The organism is Caldithrix abyssi DSM 13497 (assembly GCF_001886815.1).
Lineage (GTDB): Bacteria > Calditrichota > Calditrichia > Calditrichales > Calditrichaceae > Caldithrix > Caldithrix abyssi.
In genome coordinates this window covers 24,139-50,713 of the sequence record NZ_CP018099.1, presented here as the reverse complement: position 1 = coordinate 50,713, position 26,575 = coordinate 24,139, and the positions used below count along the sequence as shown (strand labels likewise).

Sequence of the window (26,575 nt, the reverse complement as noted above, 5' to 3'; positions counted from 1 at the left end):
GCATTAATTCCTCCCCCCCATGCAACAGCCTCCGGAGCGGGATCTCCGCTGCGCTCCGATACTTAACCCCAACTTCGGGCGTTTGGCCGGATAGGAGTAATCGGACGAGGCGGCAAACACGCTGCGCCACTTTTGCTCAGGATTTAATATCCACAAAAAGCCGTGGTTGCTTTGTCCGTCGTTCATTATCCGTACCAGATTGGTCACATCGATTTCAAAATCGGAAGTTGTAGTGGCTGGAGCCGGAACGCTTACCTGATCGGCAATTGTTGAAGAAGGTTGATTGTTCCAGGTAATGGTTTGTTCGTCCCATGGTTCTGTTACACGTCTTAAATAGGTTGCAGATTGGGAAGCGCGGTAGCTATTGCCGCCGCCGTGTTGATAAACTGTTAAACTATTTCAAAGAACGATAATATCTGAAATAATAAAAATGTATTTAATCAGGTGAAAAATTTTTTATGGTTTTATTACAATCCAAGGCAGCACACCCGCAGCCAAAATTTTTAATATAATCAACCGCAAAGAGATTTTTAAATCACAATTCTTTTTTACGCAGATACTCTCAGAAAAATAAAAAAAATCTGCGCGATTAGCGAGAAACAAATTCTTCCACCATAGAAACGGCAGGTGAGTTTTAGGCCATCCATTCCCATTTAACCATCCAACTTGGCATGGATTTACTGTGTTGGCCTTCACTTCGTCCTGCACTTGCAAGATAGATCTTTTCAAAAAAGTATCCTAAACTTATTATACAAATGTTACCATAATACGATAAAAACTCATTGAGTTTAAAAAAATATCCAATGAAAATTATTAGAAACTCATTGAATTTTTAATTATTTGTACGTATCTTTTCTTAAAAAGGTTTTAAGAAAAGGAAAACAACATGCCTTTATCACAGGTTAATGATCGTTTTCCCCGTTTGAAACTGGAAAAGCCGCTTGAGACAAGAGATATGGCTAAATACATTGCTGAACGTTCTACATTAAGCCCTCCTGATATCATTGCGGTTATTTATGCTTTAAGTGATGTACTGCTCTATAATTTATCCATTGCTCGTCCGGTTAGGCTGGAAGGCATCGGCATTTTTCGTCCAAGCATTAAACTGGACGGCACCTTACAAATCCGTTTTAAGGCCGATAAGTCGCTGGTGCGGGAATTAAATTTGCAAAAAAATAATCTTAAACATAAAATAACACATAGGGAGAATTTAGGGAAAAGTTTAAGTGAACTGGAAGAGCAATCCGAATAGTTTTGAGCGACTCTCTTTTTTACTTTTAGTAGAAATGGTTCTCCACTGGTTATCACCTGCCGGGTCTGAATTATGATAAGTTTTGGTTACAAAACACCTGATGGCAACAGTTATTATTATCTTAAAGACCACATTGGCAACATCCGCGTGACGGTCAACGAACAGGGCGATATTGTAATCAAAGACGATTACTATCCCTTCGGACTTCGCATGCCCGGATTATCCTATAATAATGGAAACCGGAATGCCCGTTTGAAATTCCAGTCCAAAAGATTGCAGGATTACGGAAACTGGAAAACCTATTATTTTTAGTTAGCCTAACGATTCTCTGTTGGATCGGAATAATGGCTTGCGCCCTTCATATTCCCATCCGATAATTTTTAAGCTCAACCGACATTTGCGATCGACTCAACTTTTTATTAATACCCCACCCCCGGCAAAATCAGCAAGCGCCTGAACCTGCCGGGAAAAGGAGCTTCCCCTGTTCTTTAAACAATCGTCTATCTCAGCAAAATCATCTTACGCAGCCGCGTCTTCTCTCCCGCCTGCAGACGATACACGTACACGCCAGAAGCCACAGTATTGCCCGCCTGATTGACGCCATCCCACGCTATTTTGTGCCATCCGCTGTTCAAACGTCCGCTTATTAATTCTTTAATCAACTGCCCGCGCATATTGTAAACGCGCAAACTTATTTCCTCTGTTGTCGGCAAATAAAAGGCGATGGTTGTGCTCGGATTAAAAGGATTGGGATAATTTTGCGCCAGGGTAAACTCTTCCGGCGTCGCAAAGCTGGAACCCGCAAGATCGGTTAAAATCAGCCCTTGCTCCGGAGTAAAAGTCTTGCGGTCGGTGTAAATATGAAATTCACCGGCCAGCAACGTAATGGTCGTATCGGTATTGGTTACGAACAAAGAATCCCCGGAAAAGAAATCGTACCACCAGCCGCCATGATTAAAGTTGGGCTGGATACTGGCCGTGGTCACGCCAAAATTACCCACAATACTGGTATTCATCAAACCGTGATACAAATTGATGCGTTTGACCGCTCCCACCACAAAAAGATCGGCTGAAGAAGCTGCGCTATAAAAAACCGGATTCTCATTACGCAGTTTAATCATGGCCGCCCAGGCTTTGTACAGCTTACGGCGTTCTTCTTGCTGAAAATAATCCCAGCGGATGGGCTTGTTGCCCACGCGCCCATTGTAATCGATACTATAATCGTAGCCCAATTCACCAAATTGCCAGATCATTTTAGGGCCCGGCAGCAAAAAGAAAAAAGCGCCGGCCAGCTTCATGCGCTCCAGGGCAGTGGAAAGCTCTTTGATATTGTAAGATCCGTAGGAACGTCCGTAAGTCAGGTTTTTGTACATTAAACGCTCTTCATCGTGGCTTTCCATGTAGGTAATCAGGTTCGGTTTACTCCATTCGCGCGTTTTGTAATAACCCCAGCTTAAGTCAGACTTATTGTTGTCGTGGTAGCCCATAGTCGCCTCGCTGTAGCTGTAATTCATGTTCCCCCACAACAACATGCCGTAATTCGCCAGCACTTTCTCTTCACTGTTATCTGTAAGATGTTCTAAAATAACATAGGCGTCGCTCTTTACTTCCCATATTTTATCCGCCATTCTTTTTAAGATATTGATTCTCCTGGCATCATAGGCCCAGCCGTCTCCGGGCGTGTTGGTAAATCCTTTGGTAAAGTCAAAGCGAAAACCATCCACATTGTACTCGGTCAGCCAGAAACGATTAACGCGATCAACGAATTTTTGCGTGGCCGGACTTTCATGATCAAAATCGTTAAACCAGTTGTAAGTGGGGTTGGGCGACTCCACATTAAACCAGGGATTTTCCGGCGTCGGCCGTCCAAAATCGCCTTCGTTGTACAGGCGAACCAGCGGACATTGCCCGGTGGCATGATTTAACACCATATCCAGAACCACGGCCATGCCCCGCACATGGCAGGAATCTACCAGGCGCTTTAAATCTTCTGCAGGGCCGTAATATTTATCCGGCGCAAAATAAAAAGAAGGATTATAGCCCCAACTTTCGTTGCCCTCAAATTCGTTAATCGGCATTAATTCAATAACGTTCACGCCCAGCTTCTGCAGATAATCCAGCGTATCGATCAACGTCTTAAAATCGTGCTTTGCAAGAAAATCGCGCACCAGCAATTCGTAGACGATCAGCTTTTCTGGAGCGGGTCGATTAAAATCCTGAACCTTCCACTGGTAGGTTGAACGCGCGGTTTGCAACACAGAAACCGGAAAGTCCGTTTTGCCCGACGGATAAGGTTTTAAATTAGGATAAGTTGTGCTGGGAATATATTGATCGTTCCATGGATCCAGGATTTTTTGCGTGTAAGGATCGGCAATGCGTATTTCGCCATCCACCAGATATTGGTAGGCATATTCCTGGCCGGCATTCAGACCAGAAATCGTCAGCCAGTAATAGGTGCTATCGCGATCAATGGAATCTTTTTTCATCAGGTACGCTTCATCCACTTTCCAGTCGTTAAAATCGCCAATGACGTAAACAAATTTTTTGTAAGGCGCAAACAAACAGAGCGTAACGCTCTGGTCGTCTGCGTAATTTTCGCCTTCAACAATGCCCGCAGGCCGGTCTTCGTCCTGCTGAACGGGCGTAATCATAAAAACAAAGGTTTCCGACGCTTCGTTGCCGCTGGTGTCGGTTGCAGAAGCAAAAACCGTCTTTTTGCCGTGGTCATCCTGCGGGGCATGGTAGGTGTAGCGCAGAGTATCGGCCGTGGACTGCGCCACCAGCATGCCGTTAATGCGTAAATCAAAACGATCCAATTTCGTTCCCAGAGCGGCCGCGGTTAAAACAATTTTTAGCGAATCGCCGGCGTTGACAAAAACCGGCGAGCGCTCTGGAATACCATAGGGAACGCTGACCTGAGGTTCAAGAATCACCAGATTAATGCCTGGTTCGTAAAGTTCGTAAAAAATATCGGCTCCGCCCACATCGCGGCCGGTTCTGGAGCCATCGGAATTACGAAAGACAAAGGCCAGTTTAAGGATCTGCTCGTTTTGCGGAACCCCATAGTAATCGTAAGGATTGCCGATTGTCAGCTTCCATAAATTTTGCTCGATTCTGGTTAGTTTGGCTTTGGGTAAGTTTTGATCCCAGGCGGCGATCACGTATTTCCAGTCGCTCGGGCCGGAACTTAAATTGGTAATCACGCCGGTATGCGCGTAAACGTCCGTTCCCGAATAGTCCATCAATCCCTGATCGCCCCGATCGGCATGAAAGTAAACAATAATCGAGTCGTTTGCTGTTGCGTAGGGCGGTTCGGTGGTTACCACCTGAGCGAAAACCGCCGTCGTCAAAAATTGTAAAATTAAAAATGCCGTTATTTTTAGATTTTTAGTCATCCGTTGAATTCCTTTTTCTTTTTGTTGAAATTTCAGACACCGTGGTCGGTTTTCTTCCTTCGCCGACCTTTTCCCCGGCGCTATTAAAAGAAGGAGCCGGGATGCCTTTGTAAGGCATTAAACTCATTGCTTACGCAGCAAAATTCCCTGACAGGGTTTTAGCTGCCAACGCCCGGCATGGCGTCTCAGTTCGTCGTGCGTATTTAATAAAAGTTCGCCTTCTTCGGCGGCCATTTCTCTTTGTACATCTGAAAAATTAATAATGATCCATAGGTCTTCTTTTTCAAAAGATAGAATATCGTCTTTAAAATAAGCGCTTTTAAAAACGTACTCTTTTGAAGAAAGCGCAGCCTTCTCCTTGCGTAAACGAAGTAAGCTTTGCAAAAAGGTGTAAATTTTTTGGTTTTTATTTTGCCAGTCGATCGTCTGTTTTTCGAATAGCGAAGGCGTTTGTCTGTCGCCGATTTCCTGCCCGTTGTAAATAAGCGGAACGCCGTGCAAGCTGAAGATGAACAACAGGCCGCACAACACCTGTTCTTCAGAAAATTCGGCGGCCGCGCGCGGTAAATCGTGATTTTCCAGAAAGCGCAAAGGCAGGGCGTTTTGCGGATAAATGGCCGCTTTGGTCAACAACCATTCGGCCAGCCTTTGTACAGATACCTTTTTTTCAAAAACATCCTTCAAAATTTGCAGGGTGCTCCAATCGTAGGTGCTGTTAAATACCTTTTGATGTAAAAGCTGGCTTTCCCATTCTGCAAGCAAATAAAAATCCTCTTTGAGCGCGCGCAGCTTTGGCGCCACCCACTCCCAGAAATCCATGGGCACCAGGCCGGCCACATCGCAGCGGTAGCCGTCAACATCATACTCCGTAATCCAGTGCTTCATCACCTCGGCCATGTGTTCGCGCGTTGCCGGTCTGGAATAATCCAGATCAACCACATCTGTCCAGTCGGCTACTTTGCGCAGGGGCTTGCCGCGTTCATCGTAGCGGATCAGTTCCGGAATCGTTTTTAGATATCGGTAATCGTGCGCCACATGGTTGGGCACCATGTCAATCAACACCTTCATTCCCAAACGGTGTGCGCTTTCTATTAAATTTTTAAAGTCCTGTTCTGTGCCATACTCCGGATTTACCGTAAAATAATCTTTAATCGAATACGGGCAGCCCAGCGGCCCCTTGCGCTCTTTTTCCCCGATGGGGAAAATGGGCATAAACCAGATTACATCAATTCCGTATTGTTTTAACTCCGGCAGCGCGGCCTGTACGGCCTTAAAACTTCCTTCTTCGGAAAAAGCTCTGACATAAATTTCGTAAATCGCCCGGCCTTTAATCCATTCCGCGTTGGCAGGGCCCGTCTCACGGCCAAGGTCAACAAACTCCCGCTGAAAGGCAAATTCCCTGATGCCCGGTTCAACCTCGGCGAATATCTTTCTGTAATTTAAACGCATCCAATTCCTTATTAAAAGATCGGTTCAATCTGTCTTTTCTTGTACTTTTCAATCAATTTATCAAGATTTTCAAAGGCGCCCTGTTGCATGGCCACCACCGAATGGCTCACATCCTCTTTCATGCGAATTCCGTACAGCGTGATATCCAGAATGATGTGATTGGTCGCAATGTCCACAATGGCCTTGTTGTCTGTCCAGGCCGTTTTCTTTGTGTAGCGGTCATCCGCCTCGCCCATGAGCAATTGTACATGGTCAACGACCAGGATGATTTTTCGTTCCCAGATGTTTAACAGCTCTTTTTCCGGAATGTTGTAGGAATAGATCTCCTCTCCTTCCAGATTGAGCGGGGTAAAAGAAAAGACGATGATGCGCACGCCGCGCTGCCGGGCTGCGTCCAGGTCCTCTTTCAAACGCTTGCACTCCCGATCCCATACGGAAAGAAAGATGATTTTTTCCGCGCGGGATATCATTTCGCGCGCTTTGTGCAGCATGTTGCGATAGCCGACAATGTTCCACAGGTGCCCCGGTTCAATTTGCGTATCAAAGTGTTTAAGAGCGCTGCGGGCTTCTTCAATTCTTTCTTTAAATTGCCTTTCCAAAAGCTCCAGCAATTGCTCCGGCGGCAGGGGCACGTATTTTTCCGGGCTGGTGTAAAGCGCGTTTACGGCTCCCATGTTCTCCAGTTTTTTAATCACATCGTAAATCGCCGAGCGCGGCACCCCGGAATTTTTACTTAATTCATACCTTGTGCTGGGATTATTTTTCAAAAGCGTAATATAAGCTTTTGATTCGTAAGTCGTAAAACCCAGCGCACGCAGGCGCTCCATTAATCTGGTCTCGTTCATTTTGCTTTACCTCCGGCAAAGGGTAAAAGCGCGTCTTTTAAATGGGCGCGCCAGTTCCCCCAATTATGTCCTTCGTAATACGTCTTTATCTCAAAATTTATCTGCTTTTGTTCAAGAATCTTTTTCAAATGCTCATGACTCGCTTCCATGTTTTCAAAAAGGCCATAACTTAAGGACAAAAATGTTTTCGGCTGTGACAGATCCGTCAACTCTTTTAGAATCCGTTCATCATCAAGCCAGAGGGCGCCCGACTGGGAGAAGACAAAATCGAGGTTGCGGGAATAATTTTTCAGAGCGTACAAAGAAATCAGGCCGCCCAGCGAAACGCCGCCCATGGCCAGGCGATTGTTCTTTAGACCGTATCTTTTTTGAATGAATGGCAGCAGCTCCTGAAACACCATCTTCAGGTAGGCGTCATTAAAACGGTATTCACGTTTACGATTTCGCGGCTCTATAAAAATCGCTAACAACGGCTTTAACTGACCGCTACCAATTAAATTGTCCAGAACGATGCGCGCCTTGCCAAATGTAAGATAGTCTCCGCCATCGTTAAAAAGAATCAGCGGCGAATTATCTCCCGCTTTTTGATGTTTGTAAAAATAGATTCGGCGCCTGTTTTTTAATAGGCGGCTTTTAAAAACAACGGTGTCCAGATCGCTTTTCCGGAACTCGCGCTTAAATAAAACTTCCTGCGGGAATTCATAAGCCGGCATGGCCAGCACGGAATTTTCGCCCATCCCGCCGCGGTCTTTTAAAGGATTCAAAGGATCTAAAAACCACTTACCGCCGCAAACGAATTTGTATTCCAGCCGGGCGCGCTGCGGAAAGCGCAAAGCCGCGTACCAAAAGTTGGTTTGCTCAATGTTTATTAAAGGAATGGAGTCCGGACGCCAGGCGCTCATATCGCCCGCCAGATAAACCGCCTGCCGTGAGCTGTCTTCAAATAAAAAATAAGCGGTAGAATCTTCAATAAATGGAAAGATGTTTTGTTGAGTAAATTGTTTAAGACTTTGCGTTTTCTCCTGGCTGGTAAGGCCTTCCATTTCTTTTAACAAAGAACTAAAACGTTCTTCATTAGAAGAACATTGAACTAAAAGCAAAGCGCTTAAGGCCAGGACAACGCATTTTAAACGGTTCATGTTTTAACGCTCCCCAATGTCAGGCCCGAAATCAACCAGCGACTCAAACTTAAAAAGAGCAGCACAACGGGAATGCTGACCACAATGGCGCCAGCGGAATACAATCCCCAGGCTACCTCCATATTGGATGAAAACATCTTTAAACCCAGCGGAAGTGTAAAAAAATCTTTGTCCTGAATCAATACCGCCGCCACCAGATATTCAGACCAGGCCGTCATGAACGAAAAAAGAGAGGTGATGGCCAGAGCGGGCAGGGCCAGCGGTAAAATAATCTTGTAAAAGGTGGTAAACTGGCTGGCTCCGTCAATGGTTGCCGCTTCTTCCAGACTGTAGGGGATGGTGTCGTAATAGCCCTTCATCTGCCACACGGTAAACGGTAAGGCTGTTGCCGCGTAAGCGATGATCAGCCCCCAGTAGCTGTCATAAAAGCCCAGGCGGATCATGATAATAAACAGCGGCAAAAGCAGCATGGTTACCGGAAACATTTGCGTTGTAATCAAGCCGATCATCGAGGCATCGCGTCCCTTAAATTTAAAGCGCGAAAAGGCATACCCTGCCGTGGCGGCCAGTACAACGGCAAAAATCGTTACCGAGATGGAAACCACCAGACTGTTAAACATCCAGCGTAAAAACGGCTGATTGACAAACAAATCCACATAGGATTGAAATGTAAAATCGGGCGGTATGATGGCCAGCGACTTGCTCAATAATCGATCGCCCGGCCGTAGCGAGATGGAAAAAACCACCAGAATCGGATAAATGGAAAACAGCGAAAAAAAGATTAAAACCGCGTAGGCTGCGATTTTTTCGAAAAAAGAAAGCTTTCTTACGTTTTTTTTCATATTACTGCCTTAAGAATAAACGTTCTCCGTTGCCTTGGTCTTCATGATAAAGCGCCAGCTAAAAATCAATAAAATAAAAAAGATTACCATAGAAAAGGCTGCGGCGTAGCCCATCCGGAAATAGGTAAAACCGGCTTTGTAAACCCATGAAACCAGAATATGCGTTTTGTCCGAAGGCTCGCCGCCGTTGCTGACCAGCCAGACCACATTAAAATTATTAAACGTCCATATTACGCCCAGCGTAATGGCCGGCACCATTACGGGCTTGATTAACGGCACCGTAATGTTTTTAAACTGCTGCCAGCGGGAAGCGCCGTCAATTTCGGCCGCTTCGTAAAGGCTGCGCGGAATGCTTTGTAGCGCGCCCAGCGCCACAATCATCATAAAGGGAAAACCCAGCCAGATGTTGGTAATCAAACAGGCGGCAAAGGCGCCCCATTCCGTGGAAAGCCAGGGAAGCTCGATGCCAAACAAGCGCCCTAACAAAATGTTAATCGCTCCGTATTCGCTGTTAAACATGCCGCGCCACGTTAAGGCGGTGATGTACTGCGGAACGGCCCAGGGTAGAATAAGCAAGGTGCGAAAAAACGATTTGGCCTTAATATCCTCATTAATGATTAAAGCCAGCATCACGCCAATGCCCACATGAAAAATCAGATTTAAAACCGTCCACAAAATGGTTTTGAAAAAGAAGTACCAAAAAGTGCCGTCGCTCAGCACCGCCCAGTAGTTGTTAAGCCCAACAATCCGCCAGTCTTTAAAATGCGTCAGATTCATGTTTGATAAGGAGATGACCACGTTGTACAAAAAGGGCCACAACACAATCAAACTCATCACGATGATTGCCGGCATAACGTAAAGATAAACCAGGCGATTATTCCGACTGAAAATGGTGCTACTCACGGTTCTCCCTGATTAGTTTTTCCGCCAGTTTTTGCATTTGCTCCACCGCTTCTTCCGGGGTTACCTGACCGGTAAAAATGCCCTGGTAGGCCGGACGCATGGCGTCAAAGATCCAGCGCATTTCGGTAATTACCGGCATGGGCCTGCCCACTAACAATTGGTCCAGCGCGGCTCTTATGATTTCATTGTTCTGCACCAGGCTGTCTTTAAAGGCCGTTTTACGCGAGGGAATGGAGCCGCTTAATTTTGTAAAGCGCAGTTGTACCGAATCGCTGGTTAAAAATTTTAATAACTTTACGGTAACCTGCAGCTTCTCTCCTGTTAAATTTTTATTCAATGAATAGCCCATGGGCGAAACCAGCGGCGCCGGCCACAAACCCGTTTCATCAATCTTTGGAATTCTGGCAATACCGATGGGAATGTTGTTTTTTAAATAGGTGCTCCACGACCAGGGGCCGTTAATAATCATCGCCGCCAGCCCATCTTTAAAAAGGGCGTTGGCAATTTCGTAATCCGCTTCTTTGGGCATGATCTTGTATTTATTCACCAGGTCATAAATTAACTGCGCCGCCTTCTTTGTCGCCTCGGTGTTTAAAGTCGGTCGATACTGATCGTCAAACAGCCAGCCGCCATAGCCGGTAATAAACGGCACAAAGAAAAAGGGCTCAGTGTAATTCCAGGCGATGGCATAGCGCTCAGGACGTCCGTCGCCGTTTTCATCCACCGTTAACTTTTTACCCATTTCAATCAACTCATGCATGGTTTGCGGCGGCTTTTTTACCAGCTTTTTATTGTAAACCAGACACAGATGATTGCCAACCCGATCGGCAACCTGATAAAGATGTCCCTTAAAATAGGTATTGGCCGGAAACGGATCGTCTAAAAATTCGTCCAGTTCGCTTTGACTGAAATAGTCTTCCATGGGCTGAATGACGCCCAGCTCCACAAACGGGCCGATATTGTCATTGGCGCCGTGGATTAAAGCCGGCCCTTTGCCTGCCAGCGAACTAATAATAAAATTGGTGCGGGCCTCTTCCGGGGCGTAAAACAACTGCACAAAGCGGTATTGTGGGTAAGTTGTGGAAAACTCGTGCAAAAGTGAGTCCAATAGTTGCCGCTCCAGAGGCCTCATGGAAGTCCACACAACGATTTTTTCGGTTTTCTGCGCACAACCTATTGTAATTATTAAAATTATTACAATATGGTGTATGATTGTTACCCATTTTTTTATTATTTGATTCTTGTTAGCAAAGATATTTTTATCTGCTTTTAATTGTGGAAAACTCATTTTTTTGCCAGCATATTTTTTGCTCAAATCCTTATTTTAATCGACTTTAACTTCTGTGGATAAATGGCGAAACCAGCTAAAATAGAGCGCAATAGATAAGCCCATTAAAACAAAAGAAAGAATCCAGAATTCATCCCAGCGCCTAACAATCAGCGTCATGCCTGTCAGAAAAAGTACAATCTGCCAGGGAACGGCGAAAAAGGTCGAAAGAATGTCTCTGCGATTTTCTTTATCGATTTGAGCCAGTACTTCCGGGCCTAATTTTTTGCGCACCGGCCCCCAGAAGCCGAAAGGACGGGTGCGCTTGTAAAACTCGAACAAGACCTCCTCTTTTGCCGGCGGCCCGGAGTAAGTGCCCACAATCAAACCGACCAGAGAGGCCAGCGTGGCAATCGTAAACGAAACGTATTCCGGCACGCCGGGGATAAAGGTCTTTTGAATGATGGCCGCTACCATACCGGCAATCGTGCCCACGGCAAAACCGTAGCCGTTCATGCGCCACCAGTACCAGCGCGCCAGGGTGGGAATAAGCATGCCCGCTCCAAGGCTAGATGTAATCCAGCCCCATATTTCATTGATGTTTTTTATGATCAGCATAAATCCCAGACCAAGGACAACGATGCCCACGGATGCCAGTCGGCTGTGCAGCATCAAGGTTTTTTCCGTTGCCTTTGGGTTGATGTAGGCCTGGTAAATATCCTTCACCCAGTAAGCGGCGCCGGCGTTGACCGTTGAATCAAAGGTGGACATGGCCGCCGCCATTAAACCGGCCACCATCAATCCTTTTAAGCCGATGGGCACCAGTTGATTTACCACCACGGGCAAAACTTTTTCCGGATCGGCAATAACGCCCTGCTGTGTGCCAAACACTACGCCCATCATGGCAATGGCTGCAATAAAGGGCCAGCGAAAGCCCAGCAAAAACGTCCAGAATAATGAGAGCAGGCCAGCCTCTCGGTCGCTGCGGGAGGCAAAAAAGCGTTGAATCATGTACTGGCTGGTTCCGCCGCTGCCTTCCAGGGTCACTTTTAACAGGTAAAACAAAATGGCAATTCCAAACAGGTTGTAAATAGAATAAGCTGATTCGGGCGGTAAATTCAATTTCCAGTGCGGAATAACGCTGGTCCAGGCTTCTTTGGTAGTCGGCAGCGTTAAAAATCCGCCGTCTTTCAAGGGCACCGAAACGTTGAACACCTCCGGCAGGTTAAACTGTGTAAAGGCTAAAACGCAAATATAAATGATGGTGAAAAAAATCAGCACGCCCTGAAAAACATCCGTCCAGACCACGCCGTACAGTCCGCTGGCCACCGTGTAAATCATGGCCAGCACAATCATCAAAGTAGCCGCCCAAAATTCCGAAGAAAGCCCCCAGAACGAGGGAATGCCCAGAAATTCGCCCACAAACTTTCCTGCGCCAATAGCAAAGTAGGTTATCATGGCAATAGTAACTATGATCACGGAGACAGCAGCGACCAGACGCGCCACATCGCCCTGCCGATCTTTACCAAAGCGAAAACTCATCCACTCGGCCAGGGTCATCACCAGCGCCCGCCGGTTCCATTTTCCCTGAAAGATCATTAAAAAGGCCATGATCAGAGTTACTCCGCCACGGATTTCGATAAAAAAGCCGCTTAATCCAAGAGCAAACACAAAGGCGGTATTAATCATTGTACCGGAAATATCCAGGTTAGAAGCCATGCCCGAAGCGCCAAGCGCCCACCACGGCATGCCGCGTTCTCCCAAAAAGTAAGAGTTAATCCCTTGCGAGGCCTTTTTACTAAAGTAAAGCCCCACAAATACCATACTCGTTAAATACACAACGACAATCAAATAATCAATTAAGGCCATGTAATTCTCCCCGGAGTTGAAAAAAACAAAAAAATACCGATCTCCGGCAAGCGCCGAAGATCGGTATGGATCAGAAGATTATTTCATTAAAACCATCTTTTTAATAGAAGAGAAGTCGCCCGCTTCCAGTTTGTAGAAGTAGATTCCGGACGCCACTTTGTGGCCTGCTTCATCGCGACCATCCCACTGTTTGGCGTGCGTACCGGCAGTGGCCAGCTGGTTGTCAATCAACGTGCGGACTTTTTGTCCCAGCACATTGTAAACCGACAACGTCACACGAGAAGCTTCCGGTAAGGTAAAGCTAATGGTCGTGGTCGGGTTGAAGGGATTCGGATAGTTCTGGTTCAGGGTAAATTCTCTTGGCGTTTGCGGCGTGTCGCCAATGGCAGTAAGCGAAGTGTAAGGATCGGTTTCCTGATCATCGGTCTTCAATTCCGCGTTGGTCCAGGTATCCACCGGCATATTCCACTCTTTGAACGGAAAGCTGCGCTCAGCATCCTGACCAACAAAGCGCGCGCGATAGGCAAAGTTGGCGAAACCGGCCGGCTCAAACTGCCAGGTTCTGCCGTCGCTTTCGGAAATAAAGGCATAACGATACACAAAGCCGTTCCAGGCAGGCTCTTGAACTTCCAGAGTTCCGGAATAAATCATGTCGCCATCGGGGTCGGTCAAAGGCAATACTTTCATTTCATCGGTGTCTTCCCAGCCCTGGGTTACGCAAAAAGCGGGCTGTTCACAGATCCACCATACGGTGTCCTGACCAGCGGTAAAAGGAATCGGCTGCAAGTTGGGATCGGCCGCCGGGCTCATATCCACGTTAAAGGTTACCTTCAGGCCCGTTCCTTCCGGTACAACCCAATCGGGCTGAATGTGATCGTAATAATCGGCTTCAATTTCCTGATTGTCGGTTCCCTCAAAATAAGCGGTGCGATTGCCGCCGCCTGTGTGCGTCGGACGTTCCCAGGTATCGTTCCAGGCCACGCCGTTGATAACGTTATCCGCTTTTTTAATCCAGAATTTGTAATAGAGCGGATCGCCAACGCCAAACGACTCAAACGGAACATTTAAGAACCAGTTCAACGGATTGCTCAGGTTCTGATTCATGTGCGAACGGGCAGGATCGTCGGAATTCCAACCATTGAAGCTGCCACGAACATGTACCGAGTCAACCGAAGGATCAAAAAGGCCAACTTCGATCAGCACATCGGTATTGACGGAAAACTTAACATTACCATTTTTCTTAATCGTTACAACACTATCATCATTGAAATAAACCGGAGGCACTTCTTTATCCGTCGTGTCCACCACAACGGCGCGGTTGGGAGTGGATTCCCAGTTGCTGGCATTAATGACAAACTTGTATTCGTAGCGCGCATTAGAAGGCACTTTGTAGGTTCCAGTGTAAATGCTGTCGCCGTCAGAATCATCCATCGGAGCAGAAGCTGCAGGATTCCAGCCCTGGAAGGAACCGGCTGCTACAACAAAATCATTGGTCGGATCAAAATTGCCTTCCAGCACCTGAACGCGCATGTTCACGTTCAAGGTCAGCATTACAGAATCGGTGCTTACCGGCGGATTTTCCACATACGGTTCGTTGTCGAAATACACGGGGAAAACAGCGGTATCGGCTACAACAGTGATAGCGCGATTGGGCTGACCCTGTAATTCATCGCGGCCCCAGGCATCGCCAATCAAGAACTTATATTCATAATCACCAGGCGCAACCTGCAGCGTGGTGGTGTAAACAAAGTTACCATCTGGGTCCTGTAAAATCGGTGCATTGGCCGGGTCCCACTGAGGGTCAGTAATAGTGCCGGTTACGCGCACCACCTCATTATCCGGATCAAAAGCGCCTTTTTGAATCCAGCGCGTCATGTTAACGCTGAGCATCACGTTAACCATACCTGCCGGCGCGGGATCAAACGGCACGGCCATCATATCGTTGTAGTAAACCAGGTCCAGGTTCATGTCCGTATCGCCAACCGTCAAAGTACGGTTTGGTTGTCCCTGCAGCTCGTCGTTGCCCCAGGCGTCGCCAATCAGATATTTGTATTCATAGTTTCCCTGCGCGATATCCAGCGTTGTACTGTAGATGTAATTTACAGAATCAACCAGATCCAGAATCGGCGCGTCAGCCGGGCTCCAGTTCGGATCCACCAGATTACCGGTAATCCTTACGTGCTGCGTCATGGGATCAAATTCGCCCATCTGCACTTTTACCTTCATGCTTAAATTGAAGGTAACATTGACTGCCTGTGCGCTGGCAAAAGCCATGAACACAAGCGCTAACATTAGTAAGCCGAATTTCTTCATACTTACCTCCTTAAGTTGGTTAATGGATCATTTTGTTTTTAAAAAAATTAACTACCCCTCTGCTGTTTCACCCCCTTTCCTGCGTTAAAAGGTTAAAATAAAACCAAAGGTGTGTACATCGCCCAGATGTACAAAATCTTGAAAAGAATAGTCGATATTTAAGTGAAAGCGGCCAAGGCGCGGCGTACGATAACCAACGCCCAGGGTCAATCCTTCTTCCCGGTCTTTCATGAACAAAGACTTAAAACCGCCGCGGATAAAAACACGTTCTTTAAACAGGGCCAGCTCGCCGCCCAGATTCATATACTCCGAATTATCATTGGGATGCGCCGCCTCCACGGCCAGGGTGAGGCGCTGTCCGTCAACCGGATAAAAATCGCGCGCCAGGCCAATTTGCACACGCAAGGGCAGTTCAAAACTCTCCGTTTCGTAATAGGCGTTCAGGTTGGCGTTGTCGCCGGCAATGTTCGGATTGGGGTCGTGCTGAATCAACAGGTCCTCGCCAGACATGCGCATCTTGGTTCCAAAATTGCTAATATTCGCCGCCAGACGAACGCCATAAAACGGCGTGATAAACATGGTTCCAATATCCAGCGCTAAGCCGTGCGCCGCGGATTGGGAAATGGTTTCGCGGATGTATTTGACATTGGCGCCAATGGTAAACTTCTGCGTTAAATGGCGGGCAATAGAAAAACCAAAAGCGTACATGCCTGCAGAAAAATAGTCGCCGGTGCCCTCCGGATTTTTAGTGGTGGTCACCTCCATGTCTCCCATGGTCATGGCCGTCATGTGAACGCCCACCGTTCCCAGTTCGCCAGCTTTGAAAACCGCTCCAACAAAATTGACTTTGATGTCCACAAACCAATCGGTTTGCGTAAACACAAACTGATTGGTGGGAATCTGATCGATGCCGGCGGGATTCCAGTACATGGCCGTTGCATCATTGGCGCTGGAAGTAAAAGCGCCGCCCATGGCAATGGCCCGCGGCCCGATGCCCACGCTTAAAAACTTACCGGCCGTTGTCCCGGTTTTGGTCACGCCCTGCGCCTGCGCCAGAGCGCTGATCAATATGATCATTATCAGGGTCTTAAAAATCATCTTTATTTTGCGCACTTTTTTCTCCTTCACTTTCTCGGTTCTTTAAAAGCGCTCTATTTAATAATGGCAAATTTGCCGACTTTTTCACCGATTCCCGGCGCCTCAACATGGTAGATGTAAACGCCGTAAGAAACCGACAGATGGTCTTTGGTCAATAAATCCCAGTAGGCCGTTCCGTTATCTTCCGGATTATCCACCTCTATTTTGCGCACCAGCTCTCCGTTTACCGTAAAAATACGAATGGTGCATTTTGCCGGTAAATGCGTAAAGTGGATGGAACGTGGCCCGCGACCGGAATTGTACGGATTGCGCGGTTCCCATTCTGCCGTGGCAACATAAGGATTGGGCACTACTTTAATTCGATCCATATCGTTTTTAGCTTCTCTTTTGTTGATGTAGCTGCCCCGGGCCACAAAGCGGTACACATCCTGCGAGAGGAACGGTTTTTTGAGAATTATCTTCGCCGTATCGCCAGCAGCCGGTATTCTTTGGGTCGAATCCGGAATGGAGCTCAAATAGAACTGCCAGGTATAAACCAGTGTATCGCGGTCGTTTACAGTCTTCGGCTCCAGAAAGGCAATAACATCTTTATAGGGAATTTTAATTTCTGTATTGCCCAGCTTTATTATGCGGTAGTTAGAAGAGAATACGCCCGGCGGCGTTCCAATGGTATCGTTTTCCACAAACACAAAATCTACAGGCTCATTGGTGTTAAGATTGATTATTTTAAAGTTCACCTCTTTTGAATCATAATAGTTGCCTTCATAGACGCCCGGTAAGGATGTGGCCATGCCCACATCGCCAAAAAGGATCAAATAGTCATTGACTCTGAACTCACCTTCCGGGCCAACGCTCTGCGTTAACTTCTGAAAGGTAAAGGCCGGGATGTTCACGTCTTTTGGCCGCCAGCCGGAAAGATTGGCATTAATACCCACCTGATCCTCGTTGACAAAATGCAAACGAAAGCCATCAGTTAAGGGCTGTTCAAAGTCTTCTTCCAGGTGCGGGCTTTTCCAGACCAGCACCGAATCGGCAGTGGAATCGACCAGAGTGTAACTCTTTGTGGTCAGGGTGTCTGGCTTACCAGGCTTGCCCGGCTTTAAGGTGTCTTCAAAAGTTATGTAATATACATGGCCGTCTTTAATTTTATTGGGGTCGATTATTTCATAAGAAATTCTGCCTGTTGAAGAACCCTCTTCGTGCTCAATGGTGCCCAGAGTGGCCGGAACATATCCTGCCGCAGGCGCCTCCGGCGTTACGCGCACCACATTGGGGCCTAAAATTACCGAACCATCCGGTTGCAGATTCACGCGGATTGGACTTTCGGTCGGCAAAATGCCCCCTGCCGGATAACCAAAATCATAAGAGGTAATGGCATAGTAATAGGTAAATCCGTTCTTCACAGAAGAGTCCACAAAGGTGTGGCGTAAGCCGCTGTCATTGCCCAGATAAAAGTTGGCTCCGTCAATGCCCACTGAATCCAGGCCGGTGATGCCGTCTATCAAGTCAAACTGAGCAATCGGATTTCTAAAGCGCAGGGTACCGAAGGCATCGGTAATTTCCAGCGGATCCTGAAAAGCCGGATCGGTTGCGCGGTAGATGCGGTATCCTTCAAAATCATAGGGATTTCCGCCTATTTTGTAGATGTAGTTGTCGAACGATTGTTCTGCCAGGTCGTCCCAGTACAGCGTAACTTTATTGTCGCCGGGTACGGCCGTCAATTTGGGCGTAATGGGCGCGTTGGCAAACTGATAATCGTTGTTGTAAGTTTCCTGCGCGCGAACGCGTTTCTTTAGCACCGCCTGTTTGCGCAGCTCGCCGTTGGGATCGTTCTGATTGGCATTGGCCAGGATTACGGCCACCGAAATGGGTTCGGTTTGTCCGGCCTTAATGGGAAAGTAGCCGGATGTCACCCACAGGTCGTATTCGCCGGCGAGCACCGTTCTGGGATCGTAAAATTTTCCCGGGATCATAAAATCGAACCACAGGGTGGCGTCGCTGTTCAGGTTTAAACCGCCTGCCGGCGTTCTGGCAGAAGCGGAAATACCGATTTGATCCGTTTCAGAGATATCGGTGTCGTCAATATTCGGTTCGCCAGGATCATCCGTTGCCGCGCCGGAAGTTGGTTTGCCGTCGCCCTCGCCCAGGTCGTTGGTGCCGGCAATGCCATCGATTCCAACGTCATCTAAAATGGGGTTCCAGTCGCCGTCATTATCGATAAAATCATCGCGCCGTTCGTCGATCATCTCGTCGATGCCTTCATCGATATCTTCATCGACGGCTCCGTCGCCGTCGTTATCTATGCCGTCGGCATATTTCTTACCCAGGTCTTCGGCTTTTAAATCATAAAGAATGATATTGCTGTTTGGAACACGATAGCGATAATAAGGCGCGTCCTGAGCGGCGGCGTCGATCATTTCCTGCGTAACCACCGGACTGTTATCTTCGCCGTTGCCATTGTTATCGATGTAGTCTTTAAAAGCTTTGCCAATATCGGTTTCGTCCACCATGGTCAGGTGAATTTGACCGTTTTGAATGGGATCGCTTTCCACATTGGCTGGCCAGCGATTCCAGTAGTAGGTTTCGCCGTCCACCGTTACCTGATCGGTTTTGGCCAGGTCAACCATTTCAACGGTTACCAGCGGGCTGCCTTCTTCGGCATTACCGTTAGCGTCAATGCCATCTGCGTAGGTCACGCCCACCTGGCCGGCAAAAGGAATGTGCGCAATGGTTTCATCGATCAGGCCGTTGCGGTTATCGTCAATGCCGTTGGCATTACGCTGATCGCCGGGATTGTCCAGAATTTCCGCTGTGCCTTCGCCCTGCAGCATCTCTTCGGTAACTTTGGGCCCGCCTTCTTCGCCGTCGCCGTCATTGTCGATGCGATCGTGCGCGTTGCCCGGAGTTTCTAACAGGGCCACGCCTACAATGCCCACGGGGTCTTTTCCAAAAGTGGGCGCCTTATTGTCTGAATCGCGGCTCCACATGATGTCTTCTAACAGGTCGAATTCGGAGATGTCGTCCTGGGAATCGCCATCGCCGCCCACAAAATCGGCCACGCCAAAGGTAACGGCAAATTTTTCAATATCTTTGGTTCCGTCGTTTTTCAAAAAGTGCAGCAGATAAACCACATCGCTCACCAGAATCTGCGACCAGGCCATGGCCCGCACATCCATCAAAATGCCCAGCCCGTGGCGCGTTTTGTCGGTTGAATCCGGAAAATAGAGATAATTATCGTAGCGGTCGTCCGATGCGCGGTAGAACAATTCCTGATCAGCGTTAAATTTGTCCTGCCCAAAATAACCATTCCAGCTTCCCGGCCAGCCCGGTTCCGAACCGCTTTCCGGGTCGATGTTCATTTTGTCCGGCCAGTACTCCGGCCAGGTGCTCGGATCGACGCTATTGGCAATGCTGTTTGAGTTGGGGTTAAAGTAACCCGGACAGGGCTCAATATTCCAGCTTTTCCCTTCGTCGGAAGTTCGGCCATTGTCCACAATGACGATGCGTTGTTTTTCGCCGTTTTCGTCAATGACTTCGGCGCCCCACCAGATGGTCGTTTGCGCCAGATAAACCTTGCCGGTGTTTTTAGGCCATTCGTAAGGCGTTTCTTCATAAATGGGCACCGCGCCGGTGCGGCCCGTATGTCCGAAATTGAAGATCGTTGTACGAATGTTGTTGCCTTCTAACTGCGCCTTACGACGATACTTGGGGTCGCCGCGTTCCTTGGAAGGAACGTGCGTAATTTGATTGTTTTGTGCGAACAGGCTTTGAGTCATAAAAAAGAGCAACCATATAAGCGACAATATCTTTATCACCTGTCTCATGAATCACCTCTCTATTTAAAAATTGAAATCAATGCCAAATTGAACTCTGCGCGGCTCGGCATAGTGCCACGGATATTTTCGATATTCTTCCACGGTATTCGGTCTTTTAACGGGATCGTCCGGTACGTTTACCGTGGTGTAGTCCGGCTTGCCGGTGTCGGCAAAGACGTTGATCGGAATTTTGTTGTCCAGCAAATTCGTGATGTTCACAAAGGTGGTGAACTTAAATCCATTGATAACCAGATTTTTGTGCAAACGTAAGTCCAGGCTAAACTGATTGGGGCGCCGCCTGCTATTTTTTTGCAACCCCCAACGAATGCCGCGATCGGATGTGTACTGCGTAATCTGCGGCGTGTAGGGCAGACCTGTTCCAAAGCGGGCAATTAAACTGCCGCCCCAGGTGTCGCCGCCCACATAAAAGGAACCATTGATCAGATGGCGTTGATCCCAGTCCAGCGGCAGAAGAATAAGCGTGGGTTCCAGGTTAGAACGCGCGGCGTTAAATTCTTCTTCCGGCGTGGAATTACTTCCTTCCGCAACCTGAAAAGTGTAGCTGATGTCAAAGGAGTAATGATTGCTGTAACGCTTTTTTAAATTTAAGGTTATGCCTTTAACGTTGGCATAATCTTTATTGATGTAAAGCGAATAGGTTACACGGTTGTAAGTAATGTAAAGCGGGCTGGTCGAAATCCAGTTACGGACGTCGCGGTAAAAACCAGTAACATCGATCTTAAAATCTCCGAACAGTCCCTGCTGCAAACCGATTTCGTACATCACCGTTCGCTGGGCGTCCAGATCCGGATTGCCGTAAGGCCCGTAAAACTGACCGGTTTCGCCCACGCGATAATAACCGTTGTTAAAAAGATAGACAAAGGATGGGATTTGCAAAAAATGCCCGTAAGAAAAATGGATAACGCCGTCTGCGCTGATGGGGTAGGCAATACCCAGGCGCGGACTAATTTGCATTTTAGGCTTTGCGTCTTTGTAAAAATATTTTTCCCGTTCCGATAAAGGCAATTTGTCCAGACCTTCTCGCAGCGGAAAGTAAATATTGGGGTCTTTGGGGTCTACCAGTACCTTGCCCTTGGAATTAAAGTAATCGAAGCGCAGGCCTACATTGATGATCATGTCTTCGTATTCGATTTTATCCTGAATGTAGGCTGCGAATTCTCTTGGCCTGCGCGTGTACTTGGTGCGAATATGACTGGTATCAGCAGGAACCATGGGCTGGTAAGGCGAAATGATCTGCCCGCTGGCATCGCGCGCCGCCTGCAGCCAGTAATCGTCAAAGTTTAAAACGTGCCATTTACCTTCCAATCCGAACTTAATCAAATGCCGATTGGTCACCTGACTGGTAAAATCCATTTTTAAACCGTACGTCCTGGTCATGCGATCAAAGCGATGGTTGTTGGTGCCGGCCGTGCGAAAGGCGTAGGCGATGGGTTGCAGTGTGTCGCTGTAAACATAGCGCGGATCGTAAGGATTTTTGTACAAATACTCCTGAAATTCATTTTGAAAAAAGGAGCCATAAACGGTGTAAAATGTTTTTGGATTGATGGTGTGCGTCATGGAAAGCCAGGTGTTGTAACTGTCGGAATACTTTTTAACGTTTCCGTCCGGTTCCCACTTGTAGCTGTGATCGTAATCCTGGAAATTGCGGCTGGAATACAGAATTTCGGCGTTGAATTTTAAAGTGGGCAGAGCATAGTAAGTGATTTTGGCCTGAGCGTTGTATTTTTTGCTCCAATTCATGGGCACCGGTTCGCCGCTCATGGGCGGCACCACCTTGTAAATTTTACCGTTCTTTTCCACATAGCGCGCTTCCGGATCGTCTTTGGCGCTTACCGGCAAAAGAGTGTCGGCGCTGGCCCAGCTGCCGTCCGGATTGTAGCGCCGCTGTCCGTAAAGGTATCCGTCATTTTTATTGTAACGCAGGTTGGCAAAAAAGGTTAATTTTTTACCGGTGTAAGGAATCGGTCCGCTTAAACTGGATTGAAGATTGTATTCTGCCAGCGGATCGAAATGGTCGATGTAATAAAAATAATCCGTAAAATTGCTCAAATTGTCGCCGGCGTAAATTTTAATATTACCAGCGTAATTACGGCCGCCTTCTTTAGTAACCAGGTTAATAATTCCGGACATGGCGTTGCCATACTCGGCGTTAAATGTTCCGCTAATGACCTGCAGTTCCTGAATACTATTATTATCCACCTCTATGCCCATGCTGTTATCGAAGGCATCGGTTACCGAAACGCCGTTTACCCAATAAGAGATTTCGTTGGAACGGCCGCCGCGAATGTGAAAACCGCCGCCCGCATCACGCGTGATACCTGCCTGCAACTGCAGCACATCGGTCATCTCCGTAACCGGCAAAACATCAATCTCCTCCGATGAAACGCTGGCCTGACTGGAGGTGATATCTTTTTGAATGAGCTTCCGTTCGCCCACCACCACTATTTCTTCGGTCGTTTCCAGCGTAGTTTCGGGCAGTTCGAAATCAATTCTCGTAGTAAGGTCGATGGAAACTTTTATGCCGGTCATTTTAATTTCCTGATACCCAATGTATTGCGCCACAATAGTGTAATTACCCGGCGGTACATTTAATATCACGTAATGACCGTCAAGATCGGTGGTTGATCCAAAAGACGTTCCTTCTAAATACACATTGGCGCCGGGTAAGGGTTCGCCCGTACTTTTGTCGACTACCCTTCCGGCAATTTTTCCGGTCGTGCCTGCAAAGATATTTGCGGCCATGAAAAATATTGCGCTTAGAATCGTTAGCATTCTGTTATTCATAAAACACCTCATTCTTTATTATCAAGCACAAAAGATTTGACTAAATCTAAATTGCGTTCAATTTTAACCTTTTTTCTCAATTTTTGCAGATAGGCGCGCATGATTTCTGTTTGATTTTCGCCTTTGTATTCTTCTTCCACCTGGTCTTTAATTTGCTCAAAGCTAACCGGTTGCGCATCTATCTTTCCTTCCACGCGAAACAGGCCGTACACATTTTCTATTTTAAGCGGGCCGATGATTTTTCCGACAGGCGTATTCCAGAATTTGTCTTTTAACTTTCCAAATCGATCCAGTTCGGCGTAGCCCGTTTCGCCGCCATTTTGCGCCGTCCAACCTCTTAAAGAATATTTTCGGGCCAGTTGGGCAAAGTCGGCGCCGTCTAAAAGCTGCTTTTTAATTTTCAATGCCGTCTGTAAATCGGCGACCAGAATTTCCCGAACATTAATTTTTCGCGGCTCTTTAAACTTCCAGATATTTTTTCGATAGTATTGTCGCAGAATAGAATCCGGCACTGTAGCGTTTTGCAGAATGTACTTACGTTTGTACTTCAGGTAAAGATTATTTTCTGCATTGGCCAGCGCATGCTTTACCTCCGGCAAACGGGCATAACCTTTTTGCTCGGCAATTTTTAGCAATTTTTGATTGACAATTAAGCCCTTGATGGCCGCTTTGAGTTTTTCGCTGGAATCGATTCTATCTCGATGGTAAGAAGGGATTTTTTTGATCGCTTTTAGTAATTCGGAACCATTCCATTTTTCCGTTTTATAACGAACAACCGTTTTGCTTAAATCGATCGGTTTTGCTTCCTGTGCAAATTCCTGTTTGCCTTTAAGCGCTGTTAAAAGATCTTCTACCGCCTGATCATCGAATTGGAACGCCTTTAAATCAACCACCTTTTGTAAATATTCTTTTTCTGCCGGTTTTCTTTTAGAAATTTTTATGAAGCGAATGATCTGGCCCTTTTTCTTTACGTACTCCGTTTCCGTTAAAATAGGCACGCGTTTCCGATCTTCTATTTTAATGATGCTGTAGCCCTGAGCCGTTTTAACCGGCTTTGAAATTTCGCCGATCTTCATCTGATAGGCGGCGTCTTCAAAGGCCGGATCCATGTCGCCCCAGGTAAAATACCCCAGGTAACCGCCGTTGCTTCTTAACGTTGAATCCGTGAAAACCTCTCTGGCCAGCGAGTCAAACGATGCGCCCTTCATTAACAGTTCGTACAAACGATTGGCCTCTTCTTCCGTTGGGGCGTAAAGGTGGCGCGCGGCAATTTTTTCGTTTAAACGCACAAAGGCTTCTCTGGCCTCCTGATCCGTAACCCGGATTTTAGAGTAAATATCATCCTCTTTTAAATAGGCCAGCAGCATTTCTTTTTTCACCCATTCCTGATCGTTTTGATATTCTTCGCTGTTCAATATGGCCCGATTATCGTCATAATGTTTTAGCAAAATTTCATTAATCATGTTGCGCAGCACGCCCAGGCGCAAAAACAGATTATCCTTCTGGTAGGTTACGTCCAGATATTCCTGATAGCGATTTTCATACTGCTCAAAAGGAATGGCGTACTCTCCCACAATGGCCACCGTATGCTCATCGAGTTTCAATTCCTTTTTACAGGCCGTAAAACCTGTCAAAAAAATTACCGCCGCAATTATGGTTATTTTAAGTTGTGCTTTCATCTCAAATTCTTTTCAAAATGGCGCCTTCTTTAGCCTGCAGTTGGATTTTTAGGCGATTTTTCTGAACTTTGATTTTTTCACCGTTCAATAAATTTTGCCAATCCTGGCCAGCTATTTCATCCAGCTCAATAACTTGCGGTTGTTCATTATTGTTAATGAGAATTAAAATAAGCTCGTCTCCCAACTTTCTCGTAAAAGCTAAGATGTCTTTGTCATTGTCAAAATGGAGCACATTCATTTCGCCTTTACGAAGGGCAATTTCGTTCTTTCTTATGTGAATTAGAGTGCGGTAATAATGAAACAGTTCATAATCAAAATAAACCGAATCGGCTGCTCGCGGTTGCTGATCCACCGTAACCGCTTCCGGCTCATAAATCATGTCGCTCCAGACCATGGGTTTACGGCAATCCGGATCGTCTCCTCCCCACATACCGCTTTCTGTTCCGTAGTAAATCATGGGCGGCCCGGGGTAGGTAAACTGAAAAAGAGCAATAAGCCGCTGTATTTTTCGCTCCTGTGCGTTGGGTTTTCTGATCTGATAATCCGGATTATCATAGGGAGAAACTTTTTTATCGTAAAATAAATCAGGATTGACAATGTTTGAGGCCAGACGATCGGTGTCGTGACTGTCCATTAAATTCATTAATTGAAATTGAAAACGCGGGGCGTAACGGTCGTCTAATTTTTTTAGCTGGCGGACAAATTCCGAAGCGCTAATCTTTTTCTTTTGGTCAATAAAATATCTGGTTACTGCGGCGGCCCATTCATAGTTCATTACGCCGTCAAATTCATCGCCCTGCAACCACGGGCCCGGATTCATCAACTTATTATTTTTCCAATCTTCCCAGAACACCTCTCCCGTAATGTACGCTTCCGGATTAATAGACTTAACTTTCATCCGAAATAATTTCCAGAAATCGTGATGCACCATTTCGGCCACATCCAGCCGCCAGCCGTCAATGCCATCAGAAGGATCGCCGTCGTTATTGGGATCCATCCAGCGCTGAACCACGGCAAAAATATGTTCCCGGATCGGTTTAATCAGTCCGTGTTCATCTTCTTTTAATTCCGGCAACTCCGGAACGTCAAACCAGCCTTTGTAGCGGAATTCGTTCTCCGGCGTTTTGGGATCATCCCATTGCAAAATGGTAAACCAGTCTTTAAACTTTGAGTTTGGCCCGTTTTTTTGAACGTCCACAAAGGCCCAGTGCGTCATGCCCACATGATTAAAAACGCCGTCGATGATGATTTTAATATTTCGGCGATGGGCTTCTTGTATGAGTTTTAGAAATAAGCTGTCGGCAGAGGTCCATTTCCATGTTTGCGGATTTAGCGGGTCTTCGGTCTGTACTATTTTGCGATCGAATTGTGGATTGGGGCCAAAGTTGTCGTCTATGTGAATGTGCGTGGCGGCGTCATATTTATGCAACGAAGGCGACTCGAAAACAGGATTCAGGTAGATGGCATTAATGCCCAGATCCTTTAAATAGTCGAGCTTTTCGATGATTCCCTGAATATCGCCGCCGTATCGCCTGCGCTGTAAGTTGTAGGCCAGCCCCTTGCCATTTTTTTCTTCCCAGGGTTGCAACCTGTACCAGTCGGCCGTCCAGGGGCTTACATGCCATTCCGAAGTGGTGTCATGAGGAAAGCTGCCAGCGAGTGATTTTTTATCGGGATCGTTAGAGGGATCCCCGTTTCTAAACCGTTCGGGAAAAATCTGGTAAAATACAGCGTCGGCGATCCAGGATGGTTGTGGATCTTCAATTGACGAATAATTAACATTGCATCCATTAAAGAAAATTAAAAAAAGAAAAGACAACAAAATTGCATTAAAATAACGACTTACTTTCATCCATCCATTCCAAATCGCCAACCTTCAACTTAGTAACACAGAATATAGTTAC

The 26,575-nt window shown here is 46.9% G+C and carries 17 protein-coding genes and 1 pseudogene; 2 read left to right on the top strand and 16 right to left on the bottom strand.

Translation table 11 applies throughout. The annotated features are described in order from the left end of the window. Positions 1-3: 3 nt before the first annotated feature. Both Cabys_RS20680 and Cabys_RS00195 read right to left on the bottom strand, forming a co-directional pair. Positions 4-381: pseudogene (locus Cabys_RS20680) on the bottom strand (DNRLRE domain-containing protein); the annotation flags it as partial. A 75-nt stretch (positions 382-456) separates the two neighbouring features. Further along, positions 457-729 carry a hypothetical protein gene (locus Cabys_RS00195; RefSeq protein ID WP_044281015.1) on the bottom strand — a complete coding sequence of 91 codons (273 nt, stop codon included), beginning with the start codon at positions 727-729 and terminating at the stop codon, positions 457-459. 157 nt (positions 730-886) lie between these two features. On the opposite strand from Cabys_RS00195, the gene Cabys_RS00190 reads away from it, so the two are divergent. Continuing rightward, the gene (locus Cabys_RS00190; RefSeq protein WP_006927552.1) at positions 887-1,252 is read left to right on the top strand and encodes an HU family DNA-binding protein; all 366 of its coding nucleotides are present in this window, start codon (positions 887-889) and stop codon (positions 1,250-1,252) included. 72 nt (positions 1,253-1,324) lie between these two features. Next, a complete protein-coding gene (locus Cabys_RS00185; protein WP_044281016.1) occupies positions 1,325-1,564 on the top strand; it encodes a hypothetical protein in 240 nt (79 codons plus the stop codon). A gap of 188 nt (positions 1,565-1,752) precedes the next feature. Here Cabys_RS00185 and Cabys_RS00180 read toward each other — a convergent pair whose 3' ends face one another. The 14 genes from Cabys_RS00180 to Cabys_RS00115 form a co-directional block, all read right to left on the bottom strand. Beyond that, positions 1,753-4,647, bottom strand: a complete 2,895-nt coding sequence (locus Cabys_RS00180) for an alpha-amylase family glycosyl hydrolase (protein WP_006927553.1) — start codon at positions 4,645-4,647, stop codon at positions 1,753-1,755. A 123-nt stretch (positions 4,648-4,770) separates the two neighbouring features. Beyond that, entirely contained in the window at positions 4,771-6,096 is a 1,326-nt protein-coding gene (locus Cabys_RS00175; RefSeq protein ID WP_006927554.1) for an alpha-amylase family glycosyl hydrolase, read from the bottom strand. Between the two features lie 11 nt (positions 6,097-6,107). After that, positions 6,108-6,941, bottom strand: a complete 834-nt coding sequence (locus Cabys_RS00170; RefSeq protein WP_006927555.1) for a TrmB family transcriptional regulator — start codon at positions 6,939-6,941, stop codon at positions 6,108-6,110. Then, positions 6,938-8,080 carry an alpha/beta hydrolase-fold protein gene (locus Cabys_RS00165; RefSeq protein ID WP_006927556.1) on the bottom strand — a complete coding sequence of 381 codons (1,143 nt, stop codon included), beginning with the start codon at positions 8,078-8,080 and terminating at the stop codon, positions 6,938-6,940. Before Cabys_RS00165 ends, Cabys_RS00170 begins: the two co-directional genes overlap by 4 nt. Further along, positions 8,077-8,922 (bottom strand): sugar ABC transporter permease, encoded by an 846-nt coding sequence (locus Cabys_RS00160; protein ID WP_006927557.1) that lies wholly within the window; start codon positions 8,920-8,922, stop codon positions 8,077-8,079. The genes Cabys_RS00165 and Cabys_RS00160 overlap by 4 nt, the downstream gene beginning before the upstream one ends. A gap of 9 nt (positions 8,923-8,931) precedes the next feature. Further along, complete coding sequence (locus tag Cabys_RS00155; protein ID WP_006927558.1) at positions 8,932-9,825, bottom strand: carbohydrate ABC transporter permease; 894 nt, start codon at positions 9,823-9,825, stop codon at positions 8,932-8,934. After that, the gene (locus Cabys_RS00150) at positions 9,818-10,957 is read right to left on the bottom strand and encodes an extracellular solute-binding protein (protein ID WP_169833687.1); all 1,140 of its coding nucleotides are present in this window, start codon (positions 10,955-10,957) and stop codon (positions 9,818-9,820) included. The genes Cabys_RS00155 and Cabys_RS00150 overlap by 8 nt, the downstream gene beginning before the upstream one ends. 192 nt (positions 10,958-11,149) lie before the next feature. Further along, positions 11,150-12,961, bottom strand: coding sequence for a sodium:solute symporter family transporter (locus Cabys_RS00145; RefSeq protein ID WP_006927560.1), 1,812 nt, complete (start codon positions 12,959-12,961; stop codon positions 11,150-11,152). A 78-nt stretch (positions 12,962-13,039) separates the two neighbouring features. Beyond that, entirely contained in the window at positions 13,040-15,274 is a 2,235-nt protein-coding gene (locus tag Cabys_RS00140) for a carbohydrate-binding module family 20 domain-containing protein (protein WP_006927561.1), read from the bottom strand. Between the two features lie 84 nt (positions 15,275-15,358). Then, on the bottom strand, positions 15,359-16,387 hold the full coding sequence (locus Cabys_RS00135; protein WP_006927562.1) for a PorV/PorQ family protein: 1,029 nt from the start codon (positions 16,385-16,387) through the stop codon (positions 15,359-15,361). Between the two features lie 38 nt (positions 16,388-16,425). Then, positions 16,426-20,196, bottom strand: coding sequence for a hypothetical protein (locus Cabys_RS00130; protein ID WP_006927563.1), 3,771 nt, complete (start codon positions 20,194-20,196; stop codon positions 16,426-16,428). Between the two features lie 15 nt (positions 20,197-20,211). Continuing rightward, positions 20,212-22,992: a TonB-dependent receptor gene (locus tag Cabys_RS00125; protein ID WP_006927564.1), complete on the bottom strand. Its 2,781-nt coding sequence runs from the start codon at positions 22,990-22,992 to the stop codon at positions 20,212-20,214. An 8-nt stretch (positions 22,993-23,000) separates the two neighbouring features. Then, a complete protein-coding gene (locus Cabys_RS00120) occupies positions 23,001-24,671 on the bottom strand; it encodes a peptidylprolyl isomerase (RefSeq protein WP_006927565.1) in 1,671 nt (556 codons plus the stop codon). Between the two features lies 1 nt (position 24,672). Next, complete coding sequence (locus Cabys_RS00115) at positions 24,673-26,523, bottom strand: glycoside hydrolase family 13 protein (protein ID WP_006927566.1); 1,851 nt, start codon at positions 26,521-26,523, stop codon at positions 24,673-24,675. Between the last annotated feature and the right edge of the window lie 52 nt (positions 26,524-26,575).

Excerpts from the sequence above, each read along its gene's own strand:
- Cabys_RS00170 (WP_006927555.1), bottom strand. The coding sequence starts at position 6,941 with ATGAACGAGACCAGATTAATGGAGCGCCTGCGTGCGCTGGGTTTTACG.
- Cabys_RS00120 (WP_006927565.1), bottom strand. The coding sequence starts at position 24,671 with ATGAAAGCACAACTTAAAATAACCATAATTGCGGCGGTAATTTTTTTG.
- Cabys_RS00165 (WP_006927556.1), bottom strand. The coding sequence starts at position 8,080 with ATGAACCGTTTAAAATGCGTTGTCCTGGCCTTAAGCGCTTTGCTTTTA.
- Cabys_RS00150 (WP_169833687.1), bottom strand. The coding sequence starts at position 10,957 with ATGAGGCCTCTGGAGCGGCAACTATTGGACTCACTTTTGCACGAGTTT.
- Cabys_RS00115 (WP_006927566.1), bottom strand. The coding sequence starts at position 26,523 with ATGAAAGTAAGTCGTTATTTTAATGCAATTTTGTTGTCTTTTCTTTTT.
- Cabys_RS00125 (WP_006927564.1), bottom strand. The coding sequence starts at position 22,992 with ATGAATAACAGAATGCTAACGATTCTAAGCGCAATATTTTTCATGGCC.
- Cabys_RS00190 (WP_006927552.1), top strand. The coding sequence starts at position 887 with ATGCCTTTATCACAGGTTAATGATCGTTTTCCCCGTTTGAAACTGGAA.
- Cabys_RS00145 (WP_006927560.1), bottom strand. The coding sequence starts at position 12,961 with ATGGCCTTAATTGATTATTTGATTGTCGTTGTGTATTTAACGAGTATG.
- Cabys_RS00160 (WP_006927557.1), bottom strand. The coding sequence starts at position 8,922 with ATGAAAAAAAACGTAAGAAAGCTTTCTTTTTTCGAAAAAATCGCAGCC.
- Cabys_RS00185 (WP_044281016.1), top strand. The coding sequence starts at position 1,325 with ATGATAAGTTTTGGTTACAAAACACCTGATGGCAACAGTTATTATTAT.
- Cabys_RS00130 (WP_006927563.1), bottom strand. The coding sequence starts at position 20,196 with ATGAGACAGGTGATAAAGATATTGTCGCTTATATGGTTGCTCTTTTTT.
- Cabys_RS00180 (WP_006927553.1), bottom strand. The coding sequence starts at position 4,647 with ATGACTAAAAATCTAAAAATAACGGCATTTTTAATTTTACAATTTTTG.
- Cabys_RS00175 (WP_006927554.1), bottom strand. The coding sequence starts at position 6,096 with ATGCGTTTAAATTACAGAAAGATATTCGCCGAGGTTGAACCGGGCATC.
- Cabys_RS00140 (WP_006927561.1), bottom strand. The coding sequence starts at position 15,274 with ATGAAGAAATTCGGCTTACTAATGTTAGCGCTTGTGTTCATGGCTTTT.